Origin of the sequence: Streptomyces sp. 184 (genome assembly GCF_045781775.1) — a bacterium.
Taxonomy (GTDB): domain Bacteria; phylum Actinomycetota; class Actinomycetes; order Streptomycetales; family Streptomycetaceae; genus Streptomyces.
In genome coordinates this window covers 4529619-4551169 of the sequence record NZ_CP123230.1, presented here as the reverse complement: position 1 = coordinate 4551169, position 21551 = coordinate 4529619, and the positions used below count along the sequence as shown (strand labels likewise).

The window sequence follows — 21551 nt, the reverse complement described above, 5'->3', positions numbered from 1 at the left end:
TCCGACGGTCAAGGGGAAATCGCCCGTGAAGTTGTTCGCTAAGTTGTTCGGGAGGGGCTCGGCCGATCGGCCGGGTCGGCACCGCGCCGCGTCCCAGGGCGGCGAGGCCGGCGAGCGTGCCTTGTACCGCGATCAGGCCCCTCCGCCGTCCGGCGACAATTCGGGTGGTCAGGGCGCGTCTTATGTTGACCCTGCCACGTCGGGCCGCATAGGTTTCGGGGAACCGTCAACCTCAAGTGCGGGTGGAGGGTTCGCCCCCGGCTCGCACCCGCCCGACGCCGCTGCGGGCGTTCCGCAGCAGGAGGCTCAGTCCATGGACCTGCCGGTATGCAACAGGTGCGGACACCGCAACGCCCAGGCGAGCCGGTTCTGCTCCAACTGCGGCGCCCCGCTGCGGGCCGGCCTGGCCGAGCGTCCCTCGGAGACCACCACCACGATCTCCATCTCGGGCCTTGAGGCATACGAGGCCGAGGTCGCCAGCGGCGGGCAGACCCTGCCGCCGCTGTCGCCCGAGGCGCAGGCGGCCGTCGACGCGCTGCCGCCCGGCTCCGCGCTGCTCGTCGTCCGCCGCGGCCCCAACTCCGGGGCGCGCTTCCTGCTGGACAGCGAGCTGACCACGGTCGGTCGTCATCCGCAGAGCGACATCTTCCTGGACGACGTCACGGTCTCCCGGCGGCACGTGGAGTTCCGCCGGACCCCGGACGGCCGTTTCTCGGTCGCCGACGTCGGCAGTCTCAACGGCACGTACGTCAACCGCGAGCGGATCGACGAGATCGAACTGACCAGCGGGGACGAGGTGCAGATCGGAAAGTTCCGGCTGGTCTTCTACGCCAGCCGGCGCACCGCCTGACGGCGGGAGAAGACGACCACGGGACGGAAGCGATGGGCGACACCCCGAGGGGCGGCACCGCCGCCCCGGAAGCGGACCGGCAGGACCGACGCCGAGTACGCGACCGGCAGTTGAGCATCGGGGGCGTCCTCGCCGTGCTCCGCGAGGAGTTCCCCGAGGTCACCATCTCCAAGATCCGCTTCCTGGAGTCCGAGGGCCTGGTGGAGCCGCAGCGCTCGCCGGGCGGCTACCGCAAGTTCGGTGCCGCGGACGTCGAGCGGCTCGCCCGCATCCTGCGGATGCAGCGGGACCACTACCTGCCGCTGAAGGTCATCCGCGAGCAGTTGGACGCCGAACCCGACGAGGCCGGCGCCCGGCCCGGGGCCTCCGCCGTCGCGGAGGCCCCCCACGACCCCCGTATCGACCGCGCGACGCTCCTGCGGACCGCCGCCGTCGGCGAGGACGAGCTGGCGTCCTGGGAGGAGTTCGGCCTCGTCGCCCCGGACGGCGACGGGCTCTACGACGCGGACGCCGCCGCCGTCGCCCGACTCGTCGCCGAACTCGGCAGCTACGGGCTCCAGGCGCGCCACCTGCGCGGCCTCAAGGCCGCCGCCGACCGCGAGGCCGGGCTCGTCGAACAGGTCATCGGCCCGCTGCGGCGGCACCGCAGCCCGCAGACGCGCGCGCATGCGGAATCCACCGCCGAACGGCTGATCGAGCTGTCCGCGCGGCTGCACACGACGCTCGTACGGTCCTCGCTGCGGGTCGCCGGCAACTGACCGGTGCCGTGCTCGACTACCCAAAACCGCCGGGGTCGGCCTAGGGTTGCTGTGTGAACGAGCTCGACGTTGTGGGTGTCCGGGTGGAAATGCCCTCGAACCAACCGATCGTTCTCCTGCGCGAAGTGGGCGGCGATCGGTACCTCCCCATCTGGATCGGACCTGGGGAGGCGACGGCGATCGCCTTCGCGCAGCAGGGCATGACCCCCGCGCGCCCGCTGACCCATGACCTGTTCAAGAACGTGCTGGACGCGGTCGGCCAGGAGCTCGCCGAGGTGCGGATCACGGACCTGAGGGAAGGCGTGTTCTACGCCGAGCTGGTGTTCTCCGGTGGCGCCGAGGTGAGCGCCCGCCCCTCCGACGCCATCGCGCTCGCGCTGCGCACCGGCACGCCGATCTACGGCAGCGAAGGAGTGCTCAACGACGCGGGTATCTCGATCCCGGACGAGCAGGAGGACGAGGTGGAGAAGTTCCGCGAGTTCCTCGACCAGATCACACCCGAGGACTTCGGTACGAACCCTCAGTGACCACCGCCCCCGGTAGCCCGCCCGGGCCTACCGTACGGGCGCCGTGGGCAAACCACCCGTAGGGTGATGAGCACCCGGCGTGCCCCGTGTGGCGTTCGTTGACGCGCCCGGGGCGACTGCCTACCGTCGGTAGGCAGGTCAGGGAGCGGGAGGTCGGCGTGGTGGTCACGGGCGGCAAGAGATCGGCCGGAGGGGGCGGACCTGTTCCGCTGTACGGTCACGGCGCGGAGCCTGCGAGGCAGCCGTCGGCCGCCTCCCCGGACCCCGGGGAAGTCGGCTACCGGGGGCCGGCCGCGTGCGCCGCGGCCGGCATCACCTACCGCCAGCTCGACTACTGGGCCCGTACGGGCCTGGTCGAGCCCAGCGTCCGCCCCGTGCAGGGCTCGGGCACCCAGCGGCTCTACGGCTCCCGCGACGTCGTCGTACTCAAGATCGTCAAGCGGCTGCTGGACGTGGGGGTCTCGCTCCAGAGCATCAGGACGGCCGTACGGCACCTGCGCGCCACCGCCGCCGCCGACCTTCAGCGGATGACGCTCATCAGCGACGGCGCGACCGTCTACGAGTGCACGTCCCCCGACGAGGTCGTCGAGCTGCTCCAGGGCGGCCAGGGCATCTTCGGCATCGCCGTGGGCGTGGTCTGGGGCGACGTGCAGGCGGCGCTCGCGCAGTTGCACGGGGAGCGCATCGACACCGGCGAGACGCTGGTCGGGCACAACGCCGCCGACGAGCTGGCCCGCCGCCGCAGCCGCGCCGGCTGACGCCCGCCCCCGCCCCGGCCCGTACGCCGCCGCCAGGGCTGCCGTACGGGCCCTGTCGGGCCGATGTCGTACCCATGGGGGACCATCACGGTGTGAGAAGCGCGCCGTCCGTCCTGCACCTGGACATGGACGCGTTCTACGCCGCAGTCGAGCAGGCCGCCAAGCCCAGCCTGAAGGGCAAGGCAGTGATCGTCGGCGGCCTCGGCCCGCGCGGCGTGGTGGCCACCGCCTCGTACGAGGCGCGGGTCTTCGGGGTGCACTCCGCGATGGCCATGGGCATGGCCCGCCGGCTCTGCCCGAACGCCGCGTTCCTCATCCCGCGCTTCCGGCTCTACCAGCAGGTCAGCGGCCAGGTCATGGCGCTGCTGGGGGTGCTGTCGCCGCTCGTGGAGCCGCTGAGCCTGGACGAGGCGTTCGTCGACCTCGAAGCCGGCGGCACCCCCGCCGAGGAGCAGGCGCTGCGGGCCGTGGCGCGGCGGCTGCGCGCGGACATCCGCGACGCCACCGGGCTCACCGGGTCCGTCGGCCTGGCCGCCTCCAAGATGCTCGCCAAGGTCGCCTCCGAGCTGGCCAAGCCGGACGGGCTGGTCGTGGTCCCTCCGGGTGGCGAGCGGGCGCTGCTGGGGCCCATGACCGTGCGTACGCTGCCGGGCGTGGGCCCGGCGACTGCGGACACGCTGCGCAGGGCCGGGATCACCACCGTCGGGGAGGTCGCGGAGGCCGGCGAGGACGAGATGGTGCGGCTGCTGGGCAAGGCGCACGGCACCGGCATCCACGTGATGGCGCTGGGCCTGGACGAGCGGCCGGTGGTCGCGGACAGGGACACCAAGTCCGTCTCCGTCGAGGACACCTTCGACGTCGACCTCACCGACCGGATCCGTATCCGCACGGAGGTCGAGCGGCTGGCGCGGCGGTGCGTGACGCGGCTGCGCGGCGCGGGGCGCTCCGGCCGGACGGTGGTCCTGAAGGTCCGGCGGTACGACTTCTCCACCCTCACCCGCTCCGAGACCCTGCGCGGGCCCACCGACGACCCGGCCGTGGTCACCGAGGCGGCGCTGCGGCTGCTGGACGGGGTGGAGACGGCCGCGGGCGTGCGGTTGCTGGGCGTCGGGGTGACCGGCCTTGCGGACTTCACCCAGGAGGACCTGTTCGCGCAGGCCGGCCAGGCGCCGGAGGCGCGGCACGGGCCGGTCGACGCCGACGGACCGGTGGCGCTGCCGCCGCCCGCGCCGTCCCCGCCGCCCGCCCCGGCGGAGCCGGAGCCGGCGGCGCCGCACTGGCTGCCGGGCCTGGACGTGCGGCACGCCGAGCACGGCCCCGGCTGGGTGCAGGGCAGCGGCGTCGGCCGGGTCACGGTGCGGTTCGAGGTGCCGGGCTCGGCGCCCGGGCGGGTGCGTACGTTCGCCGCCGACGACCCGGCGCTGGAGCCGGCCGACCCGCTGCCGCTGGTGTCCGGCGGCTGATCAGTCGTCCGAGCCGGCGACCTCGCCGAAGTCCCGGTCCCGCGGCGGCTGCGGCGCCTCGTTCGGGCGGGACTTGGCGACGTCCGGCGGCAGCGCCATCCCGTAGTGCTGGTAGAGCTGGAGTTCCTGCCCGGGGGAGAGGTGCCGGCCGACGCCGAAGTCCGGCGCCTCCTTGATCAGCTCCCGGGCGAACGGCACCCGCAGCCCCTCGTCGGCCAGCTCGCTCGGCCCCAGCGGTACGAACGCGTCGCGGTGGAACAGGCCCGTGCGCACCGCCGCCCACTGCGGGGCGCCGGTGGCGTCGTCGAGGTACACCTCGTCGACGGTCCCGAGCTTGTCGCCGTTGCCGTCGTACGCACGTACGCCGATCAGGCTTCGGGGGTCGATGTCGGTCTGCACGGTGCCTCCCACGTCTCGACACAGCTCCGCTGCCTCCACGTAACGGCACAACGCGCCCTCCGGCCACTCGGCGGGCGCCGCCCGGGCGCACCGGACGAACGGCCCGCGCCCGGTTGCGCCGGGGCGTGCGCTGGTACGCTGGCCGTGGCTGTAGACCCCGTGCGGGAGAGTCCTCCGCCCGCCAGGCGCAGGCGCCGAAGGAGCAACTCCTCCCCGGAATCTCTCAGGCCCACGTACCGCACGGACGAGGTCACTCTGGAAAGCAGGGCGGGTCGCCGCGCGGCCCCTCCTCACCGACGGTGCAAGCCGGACCGTGCCCACTTCGGGCGGACCGGTGAAGCTCTCAGGTCCGGATGACAGAGGGGGAGGCCGTACGGGTGCCCGGCCCAGGGGTATCCGCGAAGGTCCGCGCGACCAGGAGGCCCCTTGTCTGAGACGCACGCCCACCGCATCCCGCTTTCCGCTCTCGAGCGCGGCACCCCTTTCGAGCAGCGCCACATCGGTCCGGACGCGGGCGACCGGGCCAAGATGCTCGCCCAGGTCGGGTACGGCTCGCTGGACGAGCTGACCGAGGCCGCCGTACCCGGGTCGATCAAGGGCACCGGCGCCTTCACGCTGCCCGCTGCCCGCTCCGAGGCCGAGGTGCTGGCCGAGCTGCGCGCCCTGGCGGCGCGCAACGAGGTGCTGACCTCGATGATCGGCCTCGGCTACCACGGCACCCACACGCCGCCGGTCATCCTGCGCAACGTCATGGAGAACCCCGCCTGGTACACCGCGTACACGCCGTACCAGCCGGAGATCTCCCAGGGCCGGCTGGAGGCGCTGCTCAACTTCCAGACCGTCGTCGCCGACCTGACGGGGCTGCCCACCGCCGGCGCCTCGCTGCTCGACGAGGCCACGGCCGCCGCCGAGGCGATGGCGCTGTCCCGGCGCGTCGGCAAGGTCAAGGACGGCGTCTTCCTGGTCGACGCCGACACCCTGCCGCAGACCGTCGCGGTGCTGCGCACCCGCGCCGAGCCGACCGGCGTCGAGGTCGTCGTCGCCGACCTCGCGGAAGGCATTCCCGCGGACGTCGCGGAGCGCGGCGTCTTCGGCGTGCTGCTCCAGTACCCGGGTGCCTCCGGTGCCGTACGCGACCTCGCACCCGTCATCGGGCGGGCGCACGAGCTGGGCGCCGTCGTCACCGTCGCCGCGGACCTCCTCGCGCTCACCCTGCTGACCTCGCCCGGCGCGCTCGGGGCCGACATCGCGGTCGGCTCCAGCCAGCGCTTCGGCGTCCCGATGGGCTTCGGCGGGCCGCACGCCGGCTACATGTCCGTACGCGAGAAGTTCGCCCGCAGCCTGCCCGGGCGGCTCGTGGGCGTCTCCAAGGACGCCGACGGGGCCCAGGCGTACCGGCTTGCGCTCCAGACCCGCGAGCAGCACATCCGCCGCGAGAAGGCCACCAGCAACATCTGTACGGCGCAGGTGCTGCTCGCGGTGATGGCCTCGATGTACGCCGTCTACCACGGCCCCGAGGGCCTGGCGGCCATCGCCCGCCGCACCCACCGCTACGCCGCGATCCTCGCCGCCGGCCTGCGGGCCGGCGGCGCCGACGTGGTGCACGACGAGTTCTTCGACACCGTCACCGTCCGCGTCCCCGGCCGGGCCGCCGAGGTCACCGCCCGCGCCCGCAACGCCGGCGTCAACCTGCGCCTGGCCGACGCCGACCACGTCGGCATCTCCTGCGACGAGACCACCGTCCGCGACCACCTGGCCGTCGTCTGGGACGCCTTCGGCGTCGCCCGGCACGACGTCGGAGAGCTGGACGCCACGACCGCCGACGCGCTGCCCGCCGGCCTGCTGCGCACCGACGAGTACCTGACCCACCCCGTCTTCCACCGGCACCGCTCCGAGACCGCCCTGCTGCGCTACCTGCGCACGCTCGCCGACCGGGACTACGCGCTGGACCGCGGCATGATCCCGCTCGGCTCCTGCACGATGAAGCTCAACGCGACCGCCGAGATGGAGGCCGTCACCTGGCCCGAGTTCGCCGGCCTGCACCCGTTCGCGCCCGCCGACCAGGCAGAGGGCTATCTGACCCTGATCCACGAGCTGGAGGACGGCCTGGCCGCCGTCACCGGCTACGACAAGGTCTCCCTCCAGCCCAACGCCGGCTCGCAGGGCGAGCTGGCGGGCCTGCTGGCCGTACGGGCGTACCACCGCGCCAACGGCGACGAGCGCCGCACCGTCTGCCTCATCCCGTCCTCCGCGCACGGCACGAACGCCGCCTCGGCGGTAATGGCCGGCATGAAGGTCGTGGTCGTCAGGACGGCCGAGAACGGCGAGGTGGACGCGGACGACCTGCGCGCGAAGATCGCGGCCCATGGCGAGGAACTGGCTGTGCTCATGGTCACCTACCCCTCCACGCACGGCGTGTTCGAGGAGCACATCACGGAGATCTGCGACGCCGTGCACGCCGCGGGCGGCCAGGTGTACGTGGACGGGGCCAACCTCAACGCGCTGGTCGGCCTCGCCGGGCCGGGGAAGTTCGGCGGCGACGTCTCGCACCTGAACCTGCACAAGACGTTCTGCATCCCGCACGGCGGCGGCGGCCCCGGCGTCGGCCCGGTCGCCGTCCGCGAGCACCTGGCCCCGTACCTGCCGAACCACCCCCTCCAGCCCGCCGCGGGCCCCGAGACGGGCGTCGGCCCGGTCTCCGCGGCGCCGTGGGGCTCGGCCGGCATCCTGCCGATCTCGTGGGCGTACATGAAGCTCATGGGCGAGGACGGCCTGCGCCGCGCCAGCCAGGTCGCGGTGCTCGGCGCCAACTACGTGGCCAAGCGGCTGGAGCCGCACTTCCCGGTGCTGTACGCGGGGCCCGGCGGGCTCGTCGCGCACGAGTGCATCGTCGACGTACGGCCGCTGACCAAGGCGACCGGAGTGTCCATCGACGACGTGGCCAAGCGGCTCGTCGACTACGGCTTCCACGCCCCGACGATGTCGTTCCCGGTGGCCGGGACGCTGATGATCGAGCCGACCGAGAGCGAGAACCTGCATGAACTCGACCGGTTCTGCGAGGCGATGATCGCGATCCGGCGGGAGATCGAGCGGGTCGGCACGGGGGAGTGGGACAAGGACGACAACCCGCTGGTCGGCGCACCGCACACCGCGGCGCAGCTCGCGGGAGAGTGGCGGCACCCGTACGGGCGCGAGGAGGCCGTCTTCCCGGCCGGGGTGACGCCCGCGGACAAGTACTGGCCGCCGGTGCGCCGGATAGACGGCGCCTACGGCGACCGCAACCTGGTGTGCTCCTGCCCCCCGTTGGACGAGTACGACGCCTGACGTGCTCCTGCGTGCGTACCGCACCCGGCCCGGCGTCCCGCGCCGGGCCGGTGGCGTTCCGGGCGGGTGTGCGGATACGGGAGACCGGCCGGCGGGCGCCGGCCGGCTCGGTCGGGTGTGCCGCTCAGGCCGCGGCGGTCACGTCGTCGGCGTTCGGCGGCCGGTGCGGCGCGATGATCCGGCCGTCCGGCAGCAGCTCCCCCGTGTCCTCGAACAGCAGGACGCCGTTGCAGAGCAGGCTCCAGCCCTGCCCCGGGTGGTTCGCCACCGGGCGCGCCGCCTCCCGGTCGGTGGACTGGGCGGTGGGACAAGGTGGCTGGTGCTGGCACATGGCTGGGTACTCTCGCCGTTTCGTGGTCTCGGTCCTGCGGTCTGAAGATGTCATCGCCGCCCCCGTGTCGACTCGTTCCGCATCCAGTGTTCCCCCGCGCGCGTCAATTCGCAGGGATTTACCGGCAGGTGGTCTCCGGGGCTGAAGACGCATCACCCTCGCGGGCGGTTGCTCGGTGCCTGACCATCCTTTCGGGGGGTGCACCGGCGGGAGTGGACTAGTCCACAGCGGTGATCAGACCGTGACCTCGCCGTGATCAGGCGGAGGAGCCGAGCAGCCGCGCCGCCGCCAGCCGGTCGCGCAGCGCGGGCAGCAGGTCCCCGGCGAGGTGCGCGCGGTGGGCGCGTATGCCGGTCGGCGCGGGCGCCAGCGGCACCAGCAGGTCGGCCGGGTCCACCTCGCCCGACTCGGCTGCGGCGTCGGTGTCCGCACGCAGCCAGAGCGTCACCATGTACAGCTCGGGTACGGACAGCAGCCGCGGCTGGAGGAGGGTGGACAGCGACTCGGCCTGGCGCAGGGCGCGTTGGGTGGAGGCGACGTACGGGCCCTCGGAGAAGTGTGAGAACGCCCAGCCGTCCGGGGTGATCCGCGCCTCCGCGGCGGCGACCACGCGGCCCTCGGCGGCGAGGTGGAACCGCCAGCCGGTCAGCGCCGCCTGCGGCGTGCCGTCCGCGGCGCCGACACCGTCCAGGACGTGGACGGGCAGCGGGTCCGTGGCGCCCGCCGGTCCGGCCGCCGAGGCCGGCGCGAGCGTACGGGTCCCGCGCACCGCCGTCGGGGACTTCAGCGCGGCGTGCACGCTGCGCAGAGCCGGGGAGGGGGGCGTGAGGACGCTGAGCGGCATAGGGGTCGCCTACCTTCGACAGACGTGGAGCAGAGCAGGGGCAAGATGCGGACGGCGCTGTCTGCTAGCGGGGTCAGAGGGGACCGCATCCGTGCAAGGGCGCCAACTCTCTGCCTCGTTCGCGAATTTTATACGACTACCGGTGGGGGTCCTTCCGCCTTGCCGGACGGGTGAATTCCGCAAGGGGATTTTCGGTCGAATATTTACTGGTATTTCGGGAAGATCGGCGAATCCCGCCTGGCGGGCGTCGCAGCGGCCCGGGCGCCGGTCGGCCGGATCTCGTCGGTGATTGCGACCAATCGGCGAGCGGCCCGGCGCGCGCCCGACGGTGTGCAATCGAAACGATTCTGTCCGGCGCGGGCGGCCAGCGTAGCCGATGAACGGCGGTTCCGGGCGTTAGGGATCCCCGCGCCTGGGCATCATCCCGGGCAGCCGAGCCGAGGAGGAGCCTCGATGGGCGAGAAGGTCGTGGCCGGCGGGTTCGACCTGTCCGACCGTCACCGCTATCGGCAACGGCTCCGCGAGTGTCTCGCGGGGTTGGAGCGACTGCTGGAGGAGAAGAGATTCGATCGCCCGCAGAATCTGATGGGGCTGGAGATCGAGCTGAATCTCGTGGGCGCGGACGGCATGCCGCGCATGATGAACACCGAAGTGCTGGAACGTATCGCGAGCCCCGATTTCCAGACCGAGCTGGCCCAGTTCAACCTGGAAGTCAACATCGCGCCCCACCGGCTCGCCGGCCGGGTGCTCGACCAGCTCGCGGAGGAACTGCGCACCGGGCTGTGGTACGCCGACCGGCAGGCGCGCGAGGTGGACGCCGGGATCGTGATGATCGGCATCCTGCCCACGCTGACGGGCGCGGACCTGGTCTCCGCGAACCTCTCCGAGGTGGACCGCTACCACCGGCTCAACGAGCAGATCCTCGCCGCCCGCGGCGAGGAGATCACCCTCGACATGCACGGGGTGGAGGAGCTGACGTACAGCACCGGCTCCATCGCCCCCGAGGCCGCCTGCACCTCCGTCCAACTGCATCTCCAGGTCACCCCCGGGCGGTTCGCGGACGTCTGGAACGCCTCGCAGGCGGCGGCGGCCGTGCAGATCGCGCTCGGCGCCAACGCCCCGTTCGTCTTCGGCCGTGAGCTGCTGAGCGAGTCGCGGCCCGAGCTGTTCCTCCAGGCCACCGACACCCGGCCGCCGGAGCTGCGCGCGCAGGGTGTGCGCCCGCGCGCGTGGTTCGGCGAGCGCTGGGTCACCGAGCCGCTGGAGCTGTTCGAGGAGAACATCCGCTACTTCCCCGCGCTGCTGCCGCTGTGCTCCGAGGAGGAGCCGCTGCGCGTGCTGGACGAGGGCGGGGTGCCCGAGCTGTCCGAGCTGGTGCTGCACAACGGCACCGTCTACCGCTGGAACCGGCCCGTGTACGACATCGCCGGCGGCGTGCCGCACCTGCGGGTGGAGAACCGGGTGCTGCCCGCCGGGCCGACCGTCACCGACGTCGTCGCCAACGCGGCGTTCTACTACGGGCTGGTGCGTACCCTCGCCGACGAGCAGCGGCCCGTCTGGGGCCGGCTGCCCTTCGACGGCGCGGCGGCCAACTTCGCCGCCGCCTGCCGAGACGGCATCGACGCCACGCTGGTGTGGCCCGGCCGGCGGCGGCTCGGCGGCGTGGCGCGGGTGCCGGTGGTCAAGCTCGTACGGGACGAACTGCTGCCCATGGCAGCCTCCGGGCTGGACGCCTGGGGCGTCGACCCGGCCGACCGGGACCGCTACCTCGGCGTCATCGAGGAGCGCTGCCGGCGGCGGGTCAACGGCGCGTCGTGGCAGTCGGCGGCGTACCACCGGGCGCTGGGGCGCGGTCTCGACCGGGGAGCGGCGCTCGCGGAGATGACGCGGCGGTACGTGGAGCTGACGCGCACGGAGGAGCCTGTGCACCGCTGGCCGGTGGACTGACGGCGCGGCGGGCGGGCCCGGCAGCCGTGCCGGTGTCCGGGCCCGCATCCGTTCCTGTATCCGTACCCGCCGTACGGCTCAGGACAGCGCCGCCTTGGCGCCGGCGTCCGTCACCGCCCGCAACAGCACCGCGTGGATCTCCTTCGGGTCCGTCACCCGGTACGACTCGCCGCCGACCGCCTTCGCGATCCGCCCGCACGCCTCGACGTCCGCGTCCGGACCGACGCCGATGGCGATCAGGCCCACCGGCCGCTCCGGGTCGGCCGCCTCGCGCAGCCGCGCGGCGAGGGTCTCGACGGAGATGCTGCCGGGGTCCTCGTTGGCGCCGTCGGTGAGCAGCACCACGGCGTTGAAGCGACCGGGCGCGTACTCCTTGACCTGCCGCTCGTACGCCGCGAGCGCCGTGTCGTACAGGCCCGTCGCCCCGCCCTCGACCGGCCGGAGGCCGCCGAAGGCGCTCGCGAGGCGTTCGCGGTGGCTGGTGCCGTCGTCGGTGCGCTGGGCCAGCCGCGTGGTGCCGGCGACCTCCTCGTAGTCCTGCTCGCCCTCCAGCCGGGTGGAGAACCGCCACAGACCGATCTCGTCCTCGCCGGTGAACTGGGCGAGCGCCTGGATCAGCGCGTTCTTCGTGACGTCCATCCGGGTCTGTCCCGGCTCGCCGGGCACGGGCTCGCCCATCGACCCGGAGACGTCGACCACCGTCGTCAGCCGGGCGCTCTGCACCGTGACGGTCCACATGCCCAGGACCGAGGCGACCTCGTCGGGCGTCGGCGGCTCGGCGGGCGCCGCGCCGAACGGCTGCGGCGCGGCGCCGCCGGCGGCCATCGCCAGCTCCGCGTCCAGGCGGCCCTGGGGGGAGCGGAAGCCCTGCCGGCGCAGCAGGTCGGCGGACTTCCCGTCGGTGAGGAGCCGCTGGAAGCGGCTGGCGGCGCGGACGCGGTCCATCGCCATGGCGTCGTTGTTGACGATGGCGTACGGGTAGTCCAGCGCGACCGCGCCGCCCTCGGGGTAGAACATGTCGAGCCGCCGGCCGGTGCCCGCGTCGGCGTTGTGGCGGAAGGCGGCCTGCTCGGAGAGGAACAGGGCGTCGTTGTCCCGCGGGTCGTCCAGACCGGAGTCCGGCAGCGAGGCCAGCACCGCGGCGTCGCCGGGCTCGACGCGCTCGGCGAGCAGCTTGGCGGTGGCGGCGGTACGGGTGTCCGCGTCCTTGCCGCCGGCCCGGTGCATCGCCGTCAGCGCGAGCGCGCCGGTGGCGCTGACGGCCGGGTCGGCGGTGCCGAGGCGCAGGCCGGCGTCGTCGCCCATCGCGGCGTCCGTCAGCTCGGCCCAGCCGTACGTCTTCTCGGGCCAGCCGAGCTTCCGGGCGCCGTCCGGGAGGGTGGCCATGCCGATGGGCGAGGTGGCCAGGCGGGTCACCTCGTCGATGCTCGCGCCGTCGCCGGCCGAGGTGACCATGCCCGTCCAGAGGGAGGAGTCGGGGATCCAGACCTGGAAGTCCGGCCGGGTGTCCTTGCTGCGCAGTGACTGGGCGACCTCGGCGGCGGGCCGCGCGGTCACCTCGATGTCCAGGCAGCGGCCGTCGGACTTCAGCTTCGCCTTGCGGGCGCGGTCGGCGGTCCTGCGGACGGCGGGGGCGATGTCGGGCGAGGCGACGACGTTGAGTTCGAGGTCCGCGCCCTCGCACGGTTCGTCCTCCGGGAGCAGCCCGGTCTGCACCGCGACCAGCGTTCCCGCGCCGATCGCCAGGACGAGGGCGGCCGCGATGACCACCGCGCGGCCCCGTACGCTGCGCCGCAGCACGGCGTCGTCCGTTCCGTACACCTCGGGCAAGCTGTGTCGTCCCATGGTCGTCCCCCCGGACAGCAGCATATTGGTCACGTGTTTTTTCCGTGACCCTAGCGACACGGTGGGTCCCGTGGGGAGGGATTGAGCAATTGGAGGAGCGAGTGCAGGACCAGTCCCGTCGGCTGCTGAGCAGCGAAACGCTGCTGGTACTGGCGCTGTCCCTGGGCGCGAGCGCGGTCTCGGCCCTGATCAGCTTCATCGGTTCGGTGACCCGGCCGGGCGGGCTGAGGGAGCAGTCGGCCAACCTCAACTCCTCTGCCGCGCCCGGCCGTCCGTGGCTCGATCTTGCGTGGCAGCTCTTCGGGATCACCACCGCGCTGGTGCCGGTGGCGCTCGTGGCGTACCTGCTGGTGCGCGAGCGTGCGGGCGGGCTGAGCGCGGTGGGGTTCGACCACCGGCGGCCGGCCTTCGACCTGGGCTGGGGCGCGGCCCTGGCGGCGGTGGTCGGCGGCACGGGATTGGCGTTCTACCTGGGTGCGCGGGCGGCGGGGTTCAACCTGACCGTCGTACCGGAGTCGCTGCCGGACGTGTGGTGGAAGATCCCGGTGCTGATCCTCTCCGCGGTGCAGAACTCCGTGGTGGAGGAGGTCATCGTCGTCGGCTATCTGCTGCGCCGGCTGGACCAGCTCGGCTGGACGCCGGCGGCGGGGCTGGCGGCCAGCTCGCTGCTGCGCGGGACGTACCACCTGTACCAGGGGATCGGCGGCTTCATCGGCAACGCGGTGATGGGCGTGGTGTTCGTCCTGCTGTACCGGCGGTGGGGGCGGGTCGGGCCGCTGGTGGCGGCACACGCCTTCATCGACATCGTCGCCTTCGTGGGGTACGCGCTGCTGGCGGGGAAGGTGGGGTGGCTGCCCACGGAATGAAGGGGTCCGCGTCGCCGGCCCGGAAGTCTCCCTGGTCCGCGCTCTTGACGGTGGTCTGACAATAGATAAAGTCTAGACCAATGCCCCCCATGCAGGGAGAGACAAGATGCGCAGTCTCAAGAAGCGCGTAGCGGTCGTCGCCGCGACCGTCGCGCCGTTGGTCGTGCTCGCCCTCCCGGCTCCGCAGGCGAGTGCACACGGCTGGATCACCTCGCCGCCCAGCCGGCAGCAGCAATGTAAGGCGGGCACTGTTTCGTGTGGTCAGATCCAGTGGGAGCCGCAGAGTGTCGAGGGCCCCAAGGGTCTGAAGAGCTGTCACGGCGGGAACAGCAGGTTCGCCGAGCTCAACGACGACGGCAAGGGCTGGGCGGTCACGTCCATCAACCGGACGCAGTCGTTCAACTGGCAGATCACGGCCAACCACCGCACGAGCACGTGGCAGTACTTCGTCGGCGGCCAGAAGGTCGCCGAGTTCAACGACGGCGGCGCCCAGCCGCCCTCGCAGTTCAGCCACACGGTCAATTTCGGCAACATCTCGGGCCGGCAGAAGGTCCTCGCCGTGTGGAACGTGTACGACACGTCCAACGCCTTCTACGCCTGCATCGACGTCAACATCCGCTGACGCCGGGGCAGCCGTAACGGCAGCGCCACGCCCCCGGGGAGCCACCGGCTCCCCGGGGGCTTCGTCGTGCGTGGCCGTGTCCGGAAGGGCCGGGGTTGCCTTTCGACTGTCGGCGATATATCGTTGACGTGTCGCAATCGATCGCAGAAGAGATCTAGAAGAGGTGATGACCATGCGATCCCATGGACACGGATACGGCCCGCGCGACGGGCGTCGTTCGGCCTTCGGCGGGTTCGGCCCGCCGTTCGGGCCCCCCTTCGGGCGGGGCCGCGGCGGGCCGCGGGGGCGGGCGCGGCGCGGTGACGTGCGCGCGTCGATCCTGGCCCTGCTGAAGGACCGGGCCATGCACGGCTACGAGATGATCCAGGAGATCTCCGAGCGCAGTGGCGGGGCCTGGAAGCCGAGTCCCGGCTCGGTGTACCCCACGCTGCAACTGCTGGAGGACGAGGGGCTGATCGCCAGCGCCACCGAGGGCGGCAAGAAGCTGTTCTCGCTCACCGACGCCGGCCGCGAAGAGGCCGAGTCGGGGCCCGAGGCGCCCTGGGAGGACGCCGGGCGCGGCGCCGACTGGGAGGCGCTCCAGGAGGTCCGGCAGTCGGGCTTCGCGCTCGCCGAGGCGTTCCGGCAGGTGTACACCACCGGCACTCCCGAGCAGCGCCAGGAGGCGCTGGCCGTGGTCAACGAGGCCCGGAAGAAGCTCTACCTGATCCTCGCCGAGGAGCGCTGAGCCCCGGTGCCCGGTTCGGCCGGCCGGGCACCGCGGCTCAGCCGCGCGCGTGTCACCGCGCCGGGCCGTCGCCCTTCGCCAGCGGCAGGGCCTCGATGCGCCCGGCGTCGCAGACCTCGCCGAGCTGCCACGCGGTGTCCGTGTGGTGGTACGTGTCGGGCGGGATGACCTCCAGCTCCGCCGGCTTCGGCCGGCAGGTGCCGCTCGCGTCGTCCGCGTTGCCCGCCACCACCGTCCAGTGCAGTCGGCTCCACGCCGACGAGCCGGGTGCGAGCGTCTGCATCGACGGGGTGCGGCTGCGGTCCCTTACCGTCCGGGTCGGGACGTCGGTGCCGTCTGCCTTGACCAGTTGCAGGCCGGTCCAGCCGCGGGTGCGGCAGGCCGCGTCCGAGTCGTTGGTGAGGACGAGCGCCGCGTAGCGGTTGCCCGCCGCGGAGTTGAGCGCGCGTACGGAGGCCGACAGGTCGTCCGTACGGCACCAGGGTGCCGCCCCGGAGCCGCCGGCCGCCTTGGGCTCCGCCTTGAGCGGTTCGGCCGCCGCGCCGTCGTCCGCCGCGGGGTCCTCCGCGTCGTCCTCCGCGGGGCCGGCCGCCTTCGCCGGTTTGCCGCCGTCCTTGCTGCCCGCGTCCTGCCGGGCGCCGTCCCCGTTCCGTGCGCTCTCGTCCTCGCCGGCGCCGTCCGCCTGCCGGGGCTTGGAGTTGCCCGCGTTTTCCGTGCGTGCGCCGTCGGAACCGGCGCCGCAGCCCGCGGCCAGCAGCCCCGCCGCCGCGAGGGCGGCGAGGGCGGTGCGGGTGCGGGCGCGGCCGGGCTGTCGTGTCATGTCTTCCCCCTGGCTCTCGTAGTGACCAGATCGTGGGGTGTCGGTCCTTGGACCCGAGCGGGGAGCGATCGGTTCCACCCCGCGTCTTCCCGCCGGGCGGGGCGAGGATGCGCGGTTCACGCCCGCACGCCTCTTGTCAGCAGCAAAGAAGAATGACACTCATGTACGGCGCTGACATAATCGCCCGCATGCAGCAGTCATTCGACAGGCGCGCGGGACTCGGGCTCGCGCTGGCCTCCGCGCTCGCGTTCGGCGGTTCCGGGGTGGCGGCGAAGCCGCTCATCGAGCAGGGCATGGACTCGCTGCACGTGGTGTGGCTGCGTATCGCCGGCGCCGCACTCGTGCTCCTGCCGCTCGCCTGGCGGCACCGCGCGCTGGTGCGCGAGCGTCCGGCGCTGCTCGCCGGGTTCGGCATACTCGCGGTCGCCGGCGTGCAGGCGTTCTACTTCGCGGCCATAGCCCGGATCCCGGTCGGGGTGGGGCTGCTCATCGAGTTCTTCGGCCCGGCGCTGGTGCTGGGCTGGGTGCGGTTCGTCCAGCGGCGGCCGGTCACCCGGCAGGCGGCGGTCGGCGTGCTGTTCGCTGTCACCGGGCTGGCGTGCGTGGTCGAGGTCTGGGCCGGGCTCGGCTTCGACGCGCTCGGGCTGCTCCTCGCCTTCGGCGCGGCGTGCTGCCAGTGCGCGTACTTCGTCCTTGCCGGGCACGGCGCCGACTCCGCGGACGGCAGGGCGCCGCACCCGCTGGGCGTCATCGCGTACGGGCTGATCGTCGGCGCCGTCGCGCTCACGCTCGTCTCCCGGCCCTGGAACCTGGAGTGGTCGCTGCTCGGCGAGCGCGCCGAACTCGGCGACATGCACCCGCCGGCCTGGACCCTGATCGTCTGGATCGTCCTGGTCACGACCGTGCTGGCGTACCTGTTCGGCGTGCTCGCCGTGCGCCGGCTGTCGCCGCCGGTGGCGGGCGTCGTCGCCTGCCTGGAGGCGGTCGTCGCCACCGTGCTGGCGTGGGTGCTGCTGGCCGAGCACCTGGGCGCGGCCCAGATCGTGGGCGGCGCGCTGGTGCTGATCGGCGCGTTCACGGCGCAGCTCGCGGCGCCGGCCGCGTCGGCTGCGGCCTCGGGGGAGCGCGGCGCGCCGGTCACCGGGAACGTGCCGCAGCCGCGCGACGACGGCAAGGAGCTGTCGCACCAGTGACGCCCGCCGCGCCGGGCGCTGCGCCCCGGCGTCAGCCCGCGGGCAGGTAGCCGGGCGTCTCGATGCCCGGCGCGAGGTCGTCGGCCGGTACGGGGGCGCCGTACGCGGGCGCGACCGGCACCACCCCCGTCCAGTACGGCAGCTCCAGGTCCTCCGGCTCGTCGTTGGGGCCGCCGGTGCGCGCCTTGACGGAGACCTCCTCGATGGCGAGGCGTATCACGGCCGTCTTGGCCAGCTCCTTGGCGTTGGCGCGCCGGGAGTCGGCGGAGCGGCCGGGCAGGACGTGGTCGACGATCGCGTCGAGCGCCCTCGTCCGCTCGCCGGGGTCGGTGACCGGGTACGCGTCGCCGTGCACCACCGCGGAGCGGTAGTTGATCGAGTGGTGGAACGCGGAGCGGGCCAGCACCAGTCCGTCGACGTGCGTGACCGTCAGGCACACCGGCAGTCCGGTGTCCTCGTGCCGCCCGGTGGTGCGCAGCGGGCGCGATCCGGTGGAGCCGTGCACGTACAACTGCTCGCCGACGCGGGCGTAGAGCGTGGGCAGGACGACGGGGCGGCCGTCGCGTACGAAGCCGAGGTGGCAGACGTATCCGGCGTCGAGCACGGAGTGCACCGCCTCGCGGTCGTACGTCGCGCGCTCGCGGGAGCGCGTCGGTACGGTCCGGTCGGTGGGCCGGTAGGCGGCGGGGGTCGTGGTGGACACGGGCGGCTCCCTCGGTGCTCGGCGGTGCGTGCTGCCGGTGTGCGGCGCGTACTTGCCATTCCTATTGCACTAGTGCAATATCTTGTTTGTGCTAGGAGAGTATCGGATCGAAGGGCGGGGCGCAGCAGAGATCTCCGCGAGCATCGAGCGCGGCATCGGCGCCGGTGCGCTGCGTCCCGGGGCCCCGCTGCCGCCGTTGCGTGCGCTGGCCGCGGAGCTGGCGGTCAACGCGAACACGGTGGCCGCCGCGTACCGCATGCTGCGCGAGCGCGGCGTCGTCGAGACCGCGGGGCGGCGCGGCACCCGCGTGCGCGCCCGGCCCGCCACCGCCCCCCGCGAGCAGATCCGCGTCGCCGTGCCGCCCGGCGCCCGCGACCTGTCCACCGGCAACCCCGACCCCGCGCTCCTGCCCCCGCTCGCCGACGCCCTCGCCGCCGCGGCGGCCCGCCACGCCGTACGCCCCGTGCTCTACGGCGACGAGGGCATCGCCCCCGAACTGGCCAGGCTCGCCCGCGCCGACTTCGACGCCGACGGCGTGCCGCCCGGCCCCGTGGCCGTCACCTCCGGCTCGCTCGACGCGATCGAGCGCGCGCTCACCGCCCATCTGCGCCCCGGCGACGCCGTCGCCGTCGAGGACCCCGCCTGGGGCAGCCTGCTCGACCTGGTGCCCGCGCTCGGCCTGCGGCCGGTGCCGGTGGAGGTGGACGACGAAGGGCCCCTGCCGGAGCGCGCGGCGGCCGCGCTGGCCTCCGGCGCCCGGGCGCTCGTCGTCACCTCCCGCGCGCAGAACCCGACCGGCGCCGCGCTCACCCCGGAGCGCGCCGCCGAACTGCGCGCCGTCCTCGCCCGGCACCCGGAGGTGCTGCTCGTCGAGGACGACCACGGCCACGCCATCGTCGACCTGCCCTTCCAGCCGCTGGCCGGCGCCGCCCGGCACTGGCTCGCGGTGCGCTCCGCCGCCAAGGCGTACGGGCCGGACCTGCGGCTCGCCGTGCTCACCGGGGACCGCGTGACCGTGGACCGCGTCGAAGGCCGCCAGCGCCTCGGCCCCGGCTGGGTCAGCCGGCTCCTCCAGGACACCGTCGCCCACCTGCGCGCCGGCGGGGCGTTGGACCCGGCGGCGGTCGCCCGCGCGTACGGCGAGCGGCGCGAGGCGCTGCTCGCCGCGCTCGCGCGCCGCGGCGTCAAGGCCACCGGACGCAGCGGCATGAACGTGTGGCTGCCCGTGCCCGACGAGACCTCCGCCGTCACGCAGCTCCTCCGGACCGGCTGGGCGGCGGCGCCCGGCGCCCGCTTCCGCCTCGCCTCACCGCCCGGCATCCGGCTGACCGTCTCGCCGCTGGCCGCCGACGAGGTGGAGCCGCTGGCGGACGCGGTCGCGGCGGCGGTACGGCCCGCGCCGGGACGGCGGTACGTCTGAGGGCGCCTACGGAAACCGCCGTACGGAGTCCGCGGGCAGCGCCCGTACCGGCTGGCCCTGCGTCCGGCCCCCGCGCGGCCGGCCGCGCGAGAGCGCCGCACCCGCCAGCACCACCGCCGCCCCCACCGGTGTGTTCCACGTCAGCTCCTCGCCGAGCAGCGCCACCCCCGCCGCGGTGGCGATGACCGGGATGACGTACGTGACCGTGTGCGCGGTCGTCGGACCGACGTCGGCCACCAGCCCGTGCTGGAGGAGCATCGCGAGCCCCGTGCCCAGCACCCCCAGCGTCACGACGGCCAGCAGCGGCCCCGTGGGAAACGCGGCAGGCGCCGAGGTGAACAGCGCGGTGGCCACGACAAGCTGCGCGGTGCCGAGGAGCAACTGCGTGCCGGCGAGCGACAGATGGGAGTGCCCGCTGCCGGCGAGGGTGCGGCGGACGTAGATCCAGCCGACGGCGTAGCACGCCGAGGCGAGCAGCGCGAGCACGGTGCCCAGCGGGTCCTGGCCGGTGAAGCCCTGCCACGCGCCGAGGACGGTCAGCACCCCGGCGAACCCGAGGCCCAGCCCCGCGACCCGGCGGCGCGTCGGCCGGTCCTCCCGGAGCGCGACGAGGGCGAGGAGCATCGCCCACAGCGGCGACGTGGCGTTGCAGATCCCGGCGAGGGAGGAGCTGATGTGCAGCTCGGCGTAGGCGAAGAGGGAGAAGGGCAGCGCGTTGATGAAGAACGCGGCCACCGCCATGTGCCCCCACGTCCGCACCCCGCGCGGCAGCCGCTCCCGGCGTACGACGAGCGCGGCGACGAGGACGGCCGAGCCGAAGGCCATCCGGCCCAGCGCCACCTGGAGCGGCGCGAAGCCGTCGGTGCCGACCTTGATGAGCAGGAAGCTGAAGCCCCAGACGACCGACAGGGCGGCGAAGCGGACGCGCCAGTCGGGAAAGGACCGCGGGGGCGCGGCGGCCGCGGGAGTGGCCTGGTCGGTGGCTGCTGCCGGTGCCGTCGTCATGGAGCTACGGTGAGCCACGCATTCCTCGTAGCACAAGCGAGACTTTATGGCCCCTATCTCGTAGCATCACTTACATGTTGAACCTGGAGCGCCTGCGCACCCTGGCCGCCGTCGCCCGGCACGGCTCCGTGAGCGCCGCGGCCGACGGGCTGCACATCACCACCTCCGCGGTCTCCCAGCAACTCGCCAAGCTGGAGCGGGAGACCGGGCAGCAGTTGCTCGCCAAGAACGGCCGCGGCGTACGCCTCACCGACGCCGGCCGGCTGCTCTCCGAGCACGCCACCCGGATCCTGTCGCAGGTCGAGGCCGCGCAGTCCGAGCTGGAGGCGCACCGCGGCCGGCCCGTCGGGGAGCTGGCGCTCGCCGCGTTCCCGACCGCCGCCCGCGGGCTGTTCCCCGCCGCGCTCGTGGCGCTGCGCCGCGACCACCCCGAGCTGCGCGTCCGGCTGCGCGAGCAGGAGCCGGACCAGACGGTGCCCCGCGTGATGCGCGGCGACCACGACCTCGGCGTCGTGCTGGACTGGTACAACAAGCCCCTGCCGCTGCCGCCCGGCCTGTCCCGGGCGCCGCTGCACGACGACGTCGCGGATGTCGCCGTGCCCGAGGGGCACCCGCTGGCGGACCGCGCGCACGTGGTCCTGGAGGACTTCGCGGACGACGACTGGATCTCGTGGCCGGAGAACGAGTTCTGCCACGACTGGCTGGTGTTCACGCTGCGCGCCAAGGGCATCGAGCCGCGCATCGCGCACACCGCCGAGGAGCACCACACGCAGCTCGCGCTCATCGCCTCGGGCCTGGGCGTCGCCGTCGCGCCGCGGCTGGGCCGCGGGCCGGTGCCCGCGGGAGTGCGCATCCTGCCGGTACGGGGCGCGATGCACCGGCACATCTACGCGATCTGGCGCTCAGACGCGGACCGCCGGCCGTCCATCAGGGAGGCCGTGCGCGCGCTCCAGGCGGCGGGCCGCGCGATCTGAGCGCGGCCGGCGGACCGGGGTTCGGGATTCGCAGACCGGGGCCGGTGGCGGGATGCGGGTCCGGGCCGGGTGGCCGCCCCACCCGCGGCCGCCCGGCCCGCCCCGTCCGCCGTACGCCTTCAGCCGTGCGCCTGTGCCGTACGCCCCGGCCCGTACACCTGGCCGTACGTCCCTG

Annotated in this window: 20 protein-coding genes and 1 riboswitch; of the genes, 13 read left to right on the top strand and 7 right to left on the bottom strand. The window is 73.7% G+C overall.

Annotated features, from left to right (window positions below):
- Positions 1-25 precede the first annotated feature (25 nt).
- The 5 genes from QBL21_RS19105 to QBL21_RS19085 all read left to right on the top strand — a co-directional run bounded on the left by QBL21_RS19105 (position 26) and on the right by QBL21_RS19085 (position 4356).
- Positions 26-850, top strand: a complete 825-nt coding sequence (locus tag QBL21_RS19105) for an FHA domain-containing protein (protein WP_407563431.1) — start codon at positions 26-28, stop codon at positions 848-850.
- Positions 851-882: 32 nt separating this feature from the next.
- Complete coding sequence (locus QBL21_RS19100; RefSeq protein WP_407563430.1) at positions 883-1608, top strand: MerR family transcriptional regulator; 726 nt, start codon at positions 883-885, stop codon at positions 1606-1608.
- 53 nt (positions 1609-1661) lie between these two features.
- Entirely contained in the window at positions 1662-2135 is a 474-nt protein-coding gene (locus QBL21_RS19095) for a bifunctional nuclease family protein (protein ID WP_407563429.1), read from the top strand.
- Positions 2136-2344: 209 nt separating this feature from the next.
- Positions 2345-2893, top strand: a complete 549-nt coding sequence (locus QBL21_RS19090; RefSeq protein WP_407566472.1) for a MerR family transcriptional regulator — start codon at positions 2345-2347, stop codon at positions 2891-2893.
- A 92-nt stretch (positions 2894-2985) separates the two neighbouring features.
- The gene (locus tag QBL21_RS19085; protein WP_407563428.1) at positions 2986-4356 is read left to right on the top strand and encodes a DNA polymerase IV; all 1371 of its coding nucleotides are present in this window, start codon (positions 2986-2988) and stop codon (positions 4354-4356) included.
- Here QBL21_RS19085 and QBL21_RS19080 read toward each other — a convergent pair whose 3' ends face one another.
- Entirely contained in the window at positions 4357-4767 is a 411-nt protein-coding gene (locus tag QBL21_RS19080; protein WP_407563427.1) for a PRC-barrel domain-containing protein, read from the bottom strand.
- Positions 4768-4907: 140 nt separating this feature from the next.
- Positions 4908-5004: riboswitch (glycine riboswitch) on the top strand.
- Positions 5005-5181: 177 nt separating this feature from the next.
- Between QBL21_RS19080 and gcvP the strand changes: the two genes are divergently transcribed.
- Positions 5182-8079, top strand: a complete 2898-nt coding sequence (gene gcvP, locus QBL21_RS19075) for an aminomethyl-transferring glycine dehydrogenase (protein ID WP_407563426.1) — start codon at positions 5182-5184, stop codon at positions 8077-8079.
- A gap of 124 nt (positions 8080-8203) precedes the next feature.
- Here the strand turns inward: gcvP and QBL21_RS19070 are convergent, their stop codons facing one another.
- Complete coding sequence (locus QBL21_RS19070; RefSeq protein WP_347579145.1) at positions 8204-8410, bottom strand: DUF5999 family protein; 207 nt, start codon at positions 8408-8410, stop codon at positions 8204-8206.
- Between the two features lie 256 nt (positions 8411-8666).
- On the bottom strand, positions 8667-9254 hold the full coding sequence (locus tag QBL21_RS19065) for a hypothetical protein (RefSeq protein WP_407563425.1): 588 nt from the start codon (positions 9252-9254) through the stop codon (positions 8667-8669).
- Positions 9255-9707: 453 nt separating this feature from the next.
- Between QBL21_RS19065 and QBL21_RS19060 the strand changes: the two genes are divergently transcribed.
- A complete protein-coding gene (locus tag QBL21_RS19060) occupies positions 9708-11201 on the top strand; it encodes a glutamate--cysteine ligase (protein ID WP_407563424.1) in 1494 nt (497 codons plus the stop codon).
- A gap of 78 nt (positions 11202-11279) precedes the next feature.
- Here QBL21_RS19060 and QBL21_RS19055 read toward each other — a convergent pair whose 3' ends face one another.
- The gene (locus QBL21_RS19055; RefSeq protein WP_407563423.1) at positions 11280-13046 is read right to left on the bottom strand and encodes a substrate-binding and VWA domain-containing protein; all 1767 of its coding nucleotides are present in this window, start codon (positions 13044-13046) and stop codon (positions 11280-11282) included.
- Between the two features lie 101 nt (positions 13047-13147).
- Between QBL21_RS19055 and QBL21_RS19050 the strand changes: the two genes are divergently transcribed.
- The 3 genes from QBL21_RS19050 to QBL21_RS19040 all read left to right on the top strand — a co-directional run bounded on the left by QBL21_RS19050 (position 13148) and on the right by QBL21_RS19040 (position 15261).
- Positions 13148-13912 carry a CPBP family intramembrane glutamic endopeptidase gene (locus QBL21_RS19050; protein WP_407566471.1) on the top strand — a complete coding sequence of 255 codons (765 nt, stop codon included), beginning with the start codon at positions 13148-13150 and terminating at the stop codon, positions 13910-13912.
- Between the two features lie 106 nt (positions 13913-14018).
- Positions 14019-14534, top strand: a complete 516-nt coding sequence (locus QBL21_RS19045) for a lytic polysaccharide monooxygenase auxiliary activity family 9 protein (protein WP_407563422.1) — start codon at positions 14019-14021, stop codon at positions 14532-14534.
- Positions 14535-14706: 172 nt separating this feature from the next.
- The gene (locus QBL21_RS19040) at positions 14707-15261 is read left to right on the top strand and encodes a PadR family transcriptional regulator (RefSeq protein ID WP_407563421.1); all 555 of its coding nucleotides are present in this window, start codon (positions 14707-14709) and stop codon (positions 15259-15261) included.
- Between the two features lie 52 nt (positions 15262-15313).
- Here QBL21_RS19040 and QBL21_RS19035 read toward each other — a convergent pair whose 3' ends face one another.
- Positions 15314-16081 carry a DUF4232 domain-containing protein gene (locus QBL21_RS19035; RefSeq protein ID WP_407563420.1) on the bottom strand — a complete coding sequence of 256 codons (768 nt, stop codon included), beginning with the start codon at positions 16079-16081 and terminating at the stop codon, positions 15314-15316.
- Between the two features lie 188 nt (positions 16082-16269).
- On the opposite strand from QBL21_RS19035, the gene QBL21_RS19030 reads away from it, so the two are divergent.
- Positions 16270-17274: an EamA family transporter gene (locus tag QBL21_RS19030; RefSeq protein WP_407563419.1), complete on the top strand. Its 1005-nt coding sequence runs from the start codon at positions 16270-16272 to the stop codon at positions 17272-17274.
- 31 nt (positions 17275-17305) lie between these two features.
- Here QBL21_RS19030 and QBL21_RS19025 read toward each other — a convergent pair whose 3' ends face one another.
- Positions 17306-17977, bottom strand: coding sequence for a pyridoxamine 5'-phosphate oxidase family protein (locus QBL21_RS19025; protein WP_407563418.1), 672 nt, complete (start codon positions 17975-17977; stop codon positions 17306-17308).
- A gap of 88 nt (positions 17978-18065) precedes the next feature.
- Between QBL21_RS19025 and QBL21_RS19020 the strand changes: the two genes are divergently transcribed.
- Positions 18066-19397 carry an aminotransferase class I/II-fold pyridoxal phosphate-dependent enzyme gene (locus QBL21_RS19020; RefSeq protein ID WP_407563417.1) on the top strand — a complete coding sequence of 444 codons (1332 nt, stop codon included), beginning with the start codon at positions 18066-18068 and terminating at the stop codon, positions 19395-19397.
- Between the two features lie 6 nt (positions 19398-19403).
- On the opposite strand, the gene QBL21_RS19015 is transcribed toward QBL21_RS19020, so the two are convergent.
- Positions 19404-20402: a DMT family transporter gene (locus tag QBL21_RS19015; protein WP_407563416.1), complete on the bottom strand. Its 999-nt coding sequence runs from the start codon at positions 20400-20402 to the stop codon at positions 19404-19406.
- Positions 20403-20476: 74 nt separating this feature from the next.
- Between QBL21_RS19015 and QBL21_RS19010 the strand changes: the two genes are divergently transcribed.
- Positions 20477-21376, top strand: a complete 900-nt coding sequence (locus QBL21_RS19010; RefSeq protein ID WP_407563415.1) for a LysR family transcriptional regulator — start codon at positions 20477-20479, stop codon at positions 21374-21376.
- The last annotated feature ends 175 nt before the right edge of the window (positions 21377-21551 follow it).

What these genes read in the sequence shown, in the direction of transcription:
- QBL21_RS19100 (WP_407563430.1), top strand. Translation starts at nt 883, where the DNA reads ATGGGCGACACCCCGAGGGGCGGCACCGCCGCCCCGGAAGCGGACCGG.
- QBL21_RS19070 (WP_347579145.1), bottom strand. Translation starts at nt 8,410, where the DNA reads ATGTGCCAGCACCAGCCACCTTGTCCCACCGCCCAGTCCACCGACCGG.
- QBL21_RS19065 (WP_407563425.1), bottom strand. Translation starts at nt 9,254, where the DNA reads ATGCCGCTCAGCGTCCTCACGCCCCCCTCCCCGGCTCTGCGCAGCGTG.
- QBL21_RS19060 (WP_407563424.1), top strand. Translation starts at nt 9,708, where the DNA reads ATGGGCGAGAAGGTCGTGGCCGGCGGGTTCGACCTGTCCGACCGTCAC.
- QBL21_RS19055 (WP_407563423.1), bottom strand. Translation starts at nt 13,046, where the DNA reads ATGGGACGACACAGCTTGCCCGAGGTGTACGGAACGGACGACGCCGTG.
- QBL21_RS19045 (WP_407563422.1), top strand. Translation starts at nt 14,019, where the DNA reads ATGCGCAGTCTCAAGAAGCGCGTAGCGGTCGTCGCCGCGACCGTCGCG.
- QBL21_RS19040 (WP_407563421.1), top strand. Translation starts at nt 14,707, where the DNA reads ATGCGATCCCATGGACACGGATACGGCCCGCGCGACGGGCGTCGTTCG.
- QBL21_RS19035 (WP_407563420.1), bottom strand. Translation starts at nt 16,081, where the DNA reads ATGACACGACAGCCCGGCCGCGCCCGCACCCGCACCGCCCTCGCCGCC.
- QBL21_RS19030 (WP_407563419.1), top strand. Translation starts at nt 16,270, where the DNA reads ATGCAGCAGTCATTCGACAGGCGCGCGGGACTCGGGCTCGCGCTGGCC.
- QBL21_RS19015 (WP_407563416.1), bottom strand. Translation starts at nt 20,402, where the DNA reads ATGACGACGGCACCGGCAGCAGCCACCGACCAGGCCACTCCCGCGGCC.
- QBL21_RS19010 (WP_407563415.1), top strand. Translation starts at nt 20,477, where the DNA reads ATGTTGAACCTGGAGCGCCTGCGCACCCTGGCCGCCGTCGCCCGGCAC.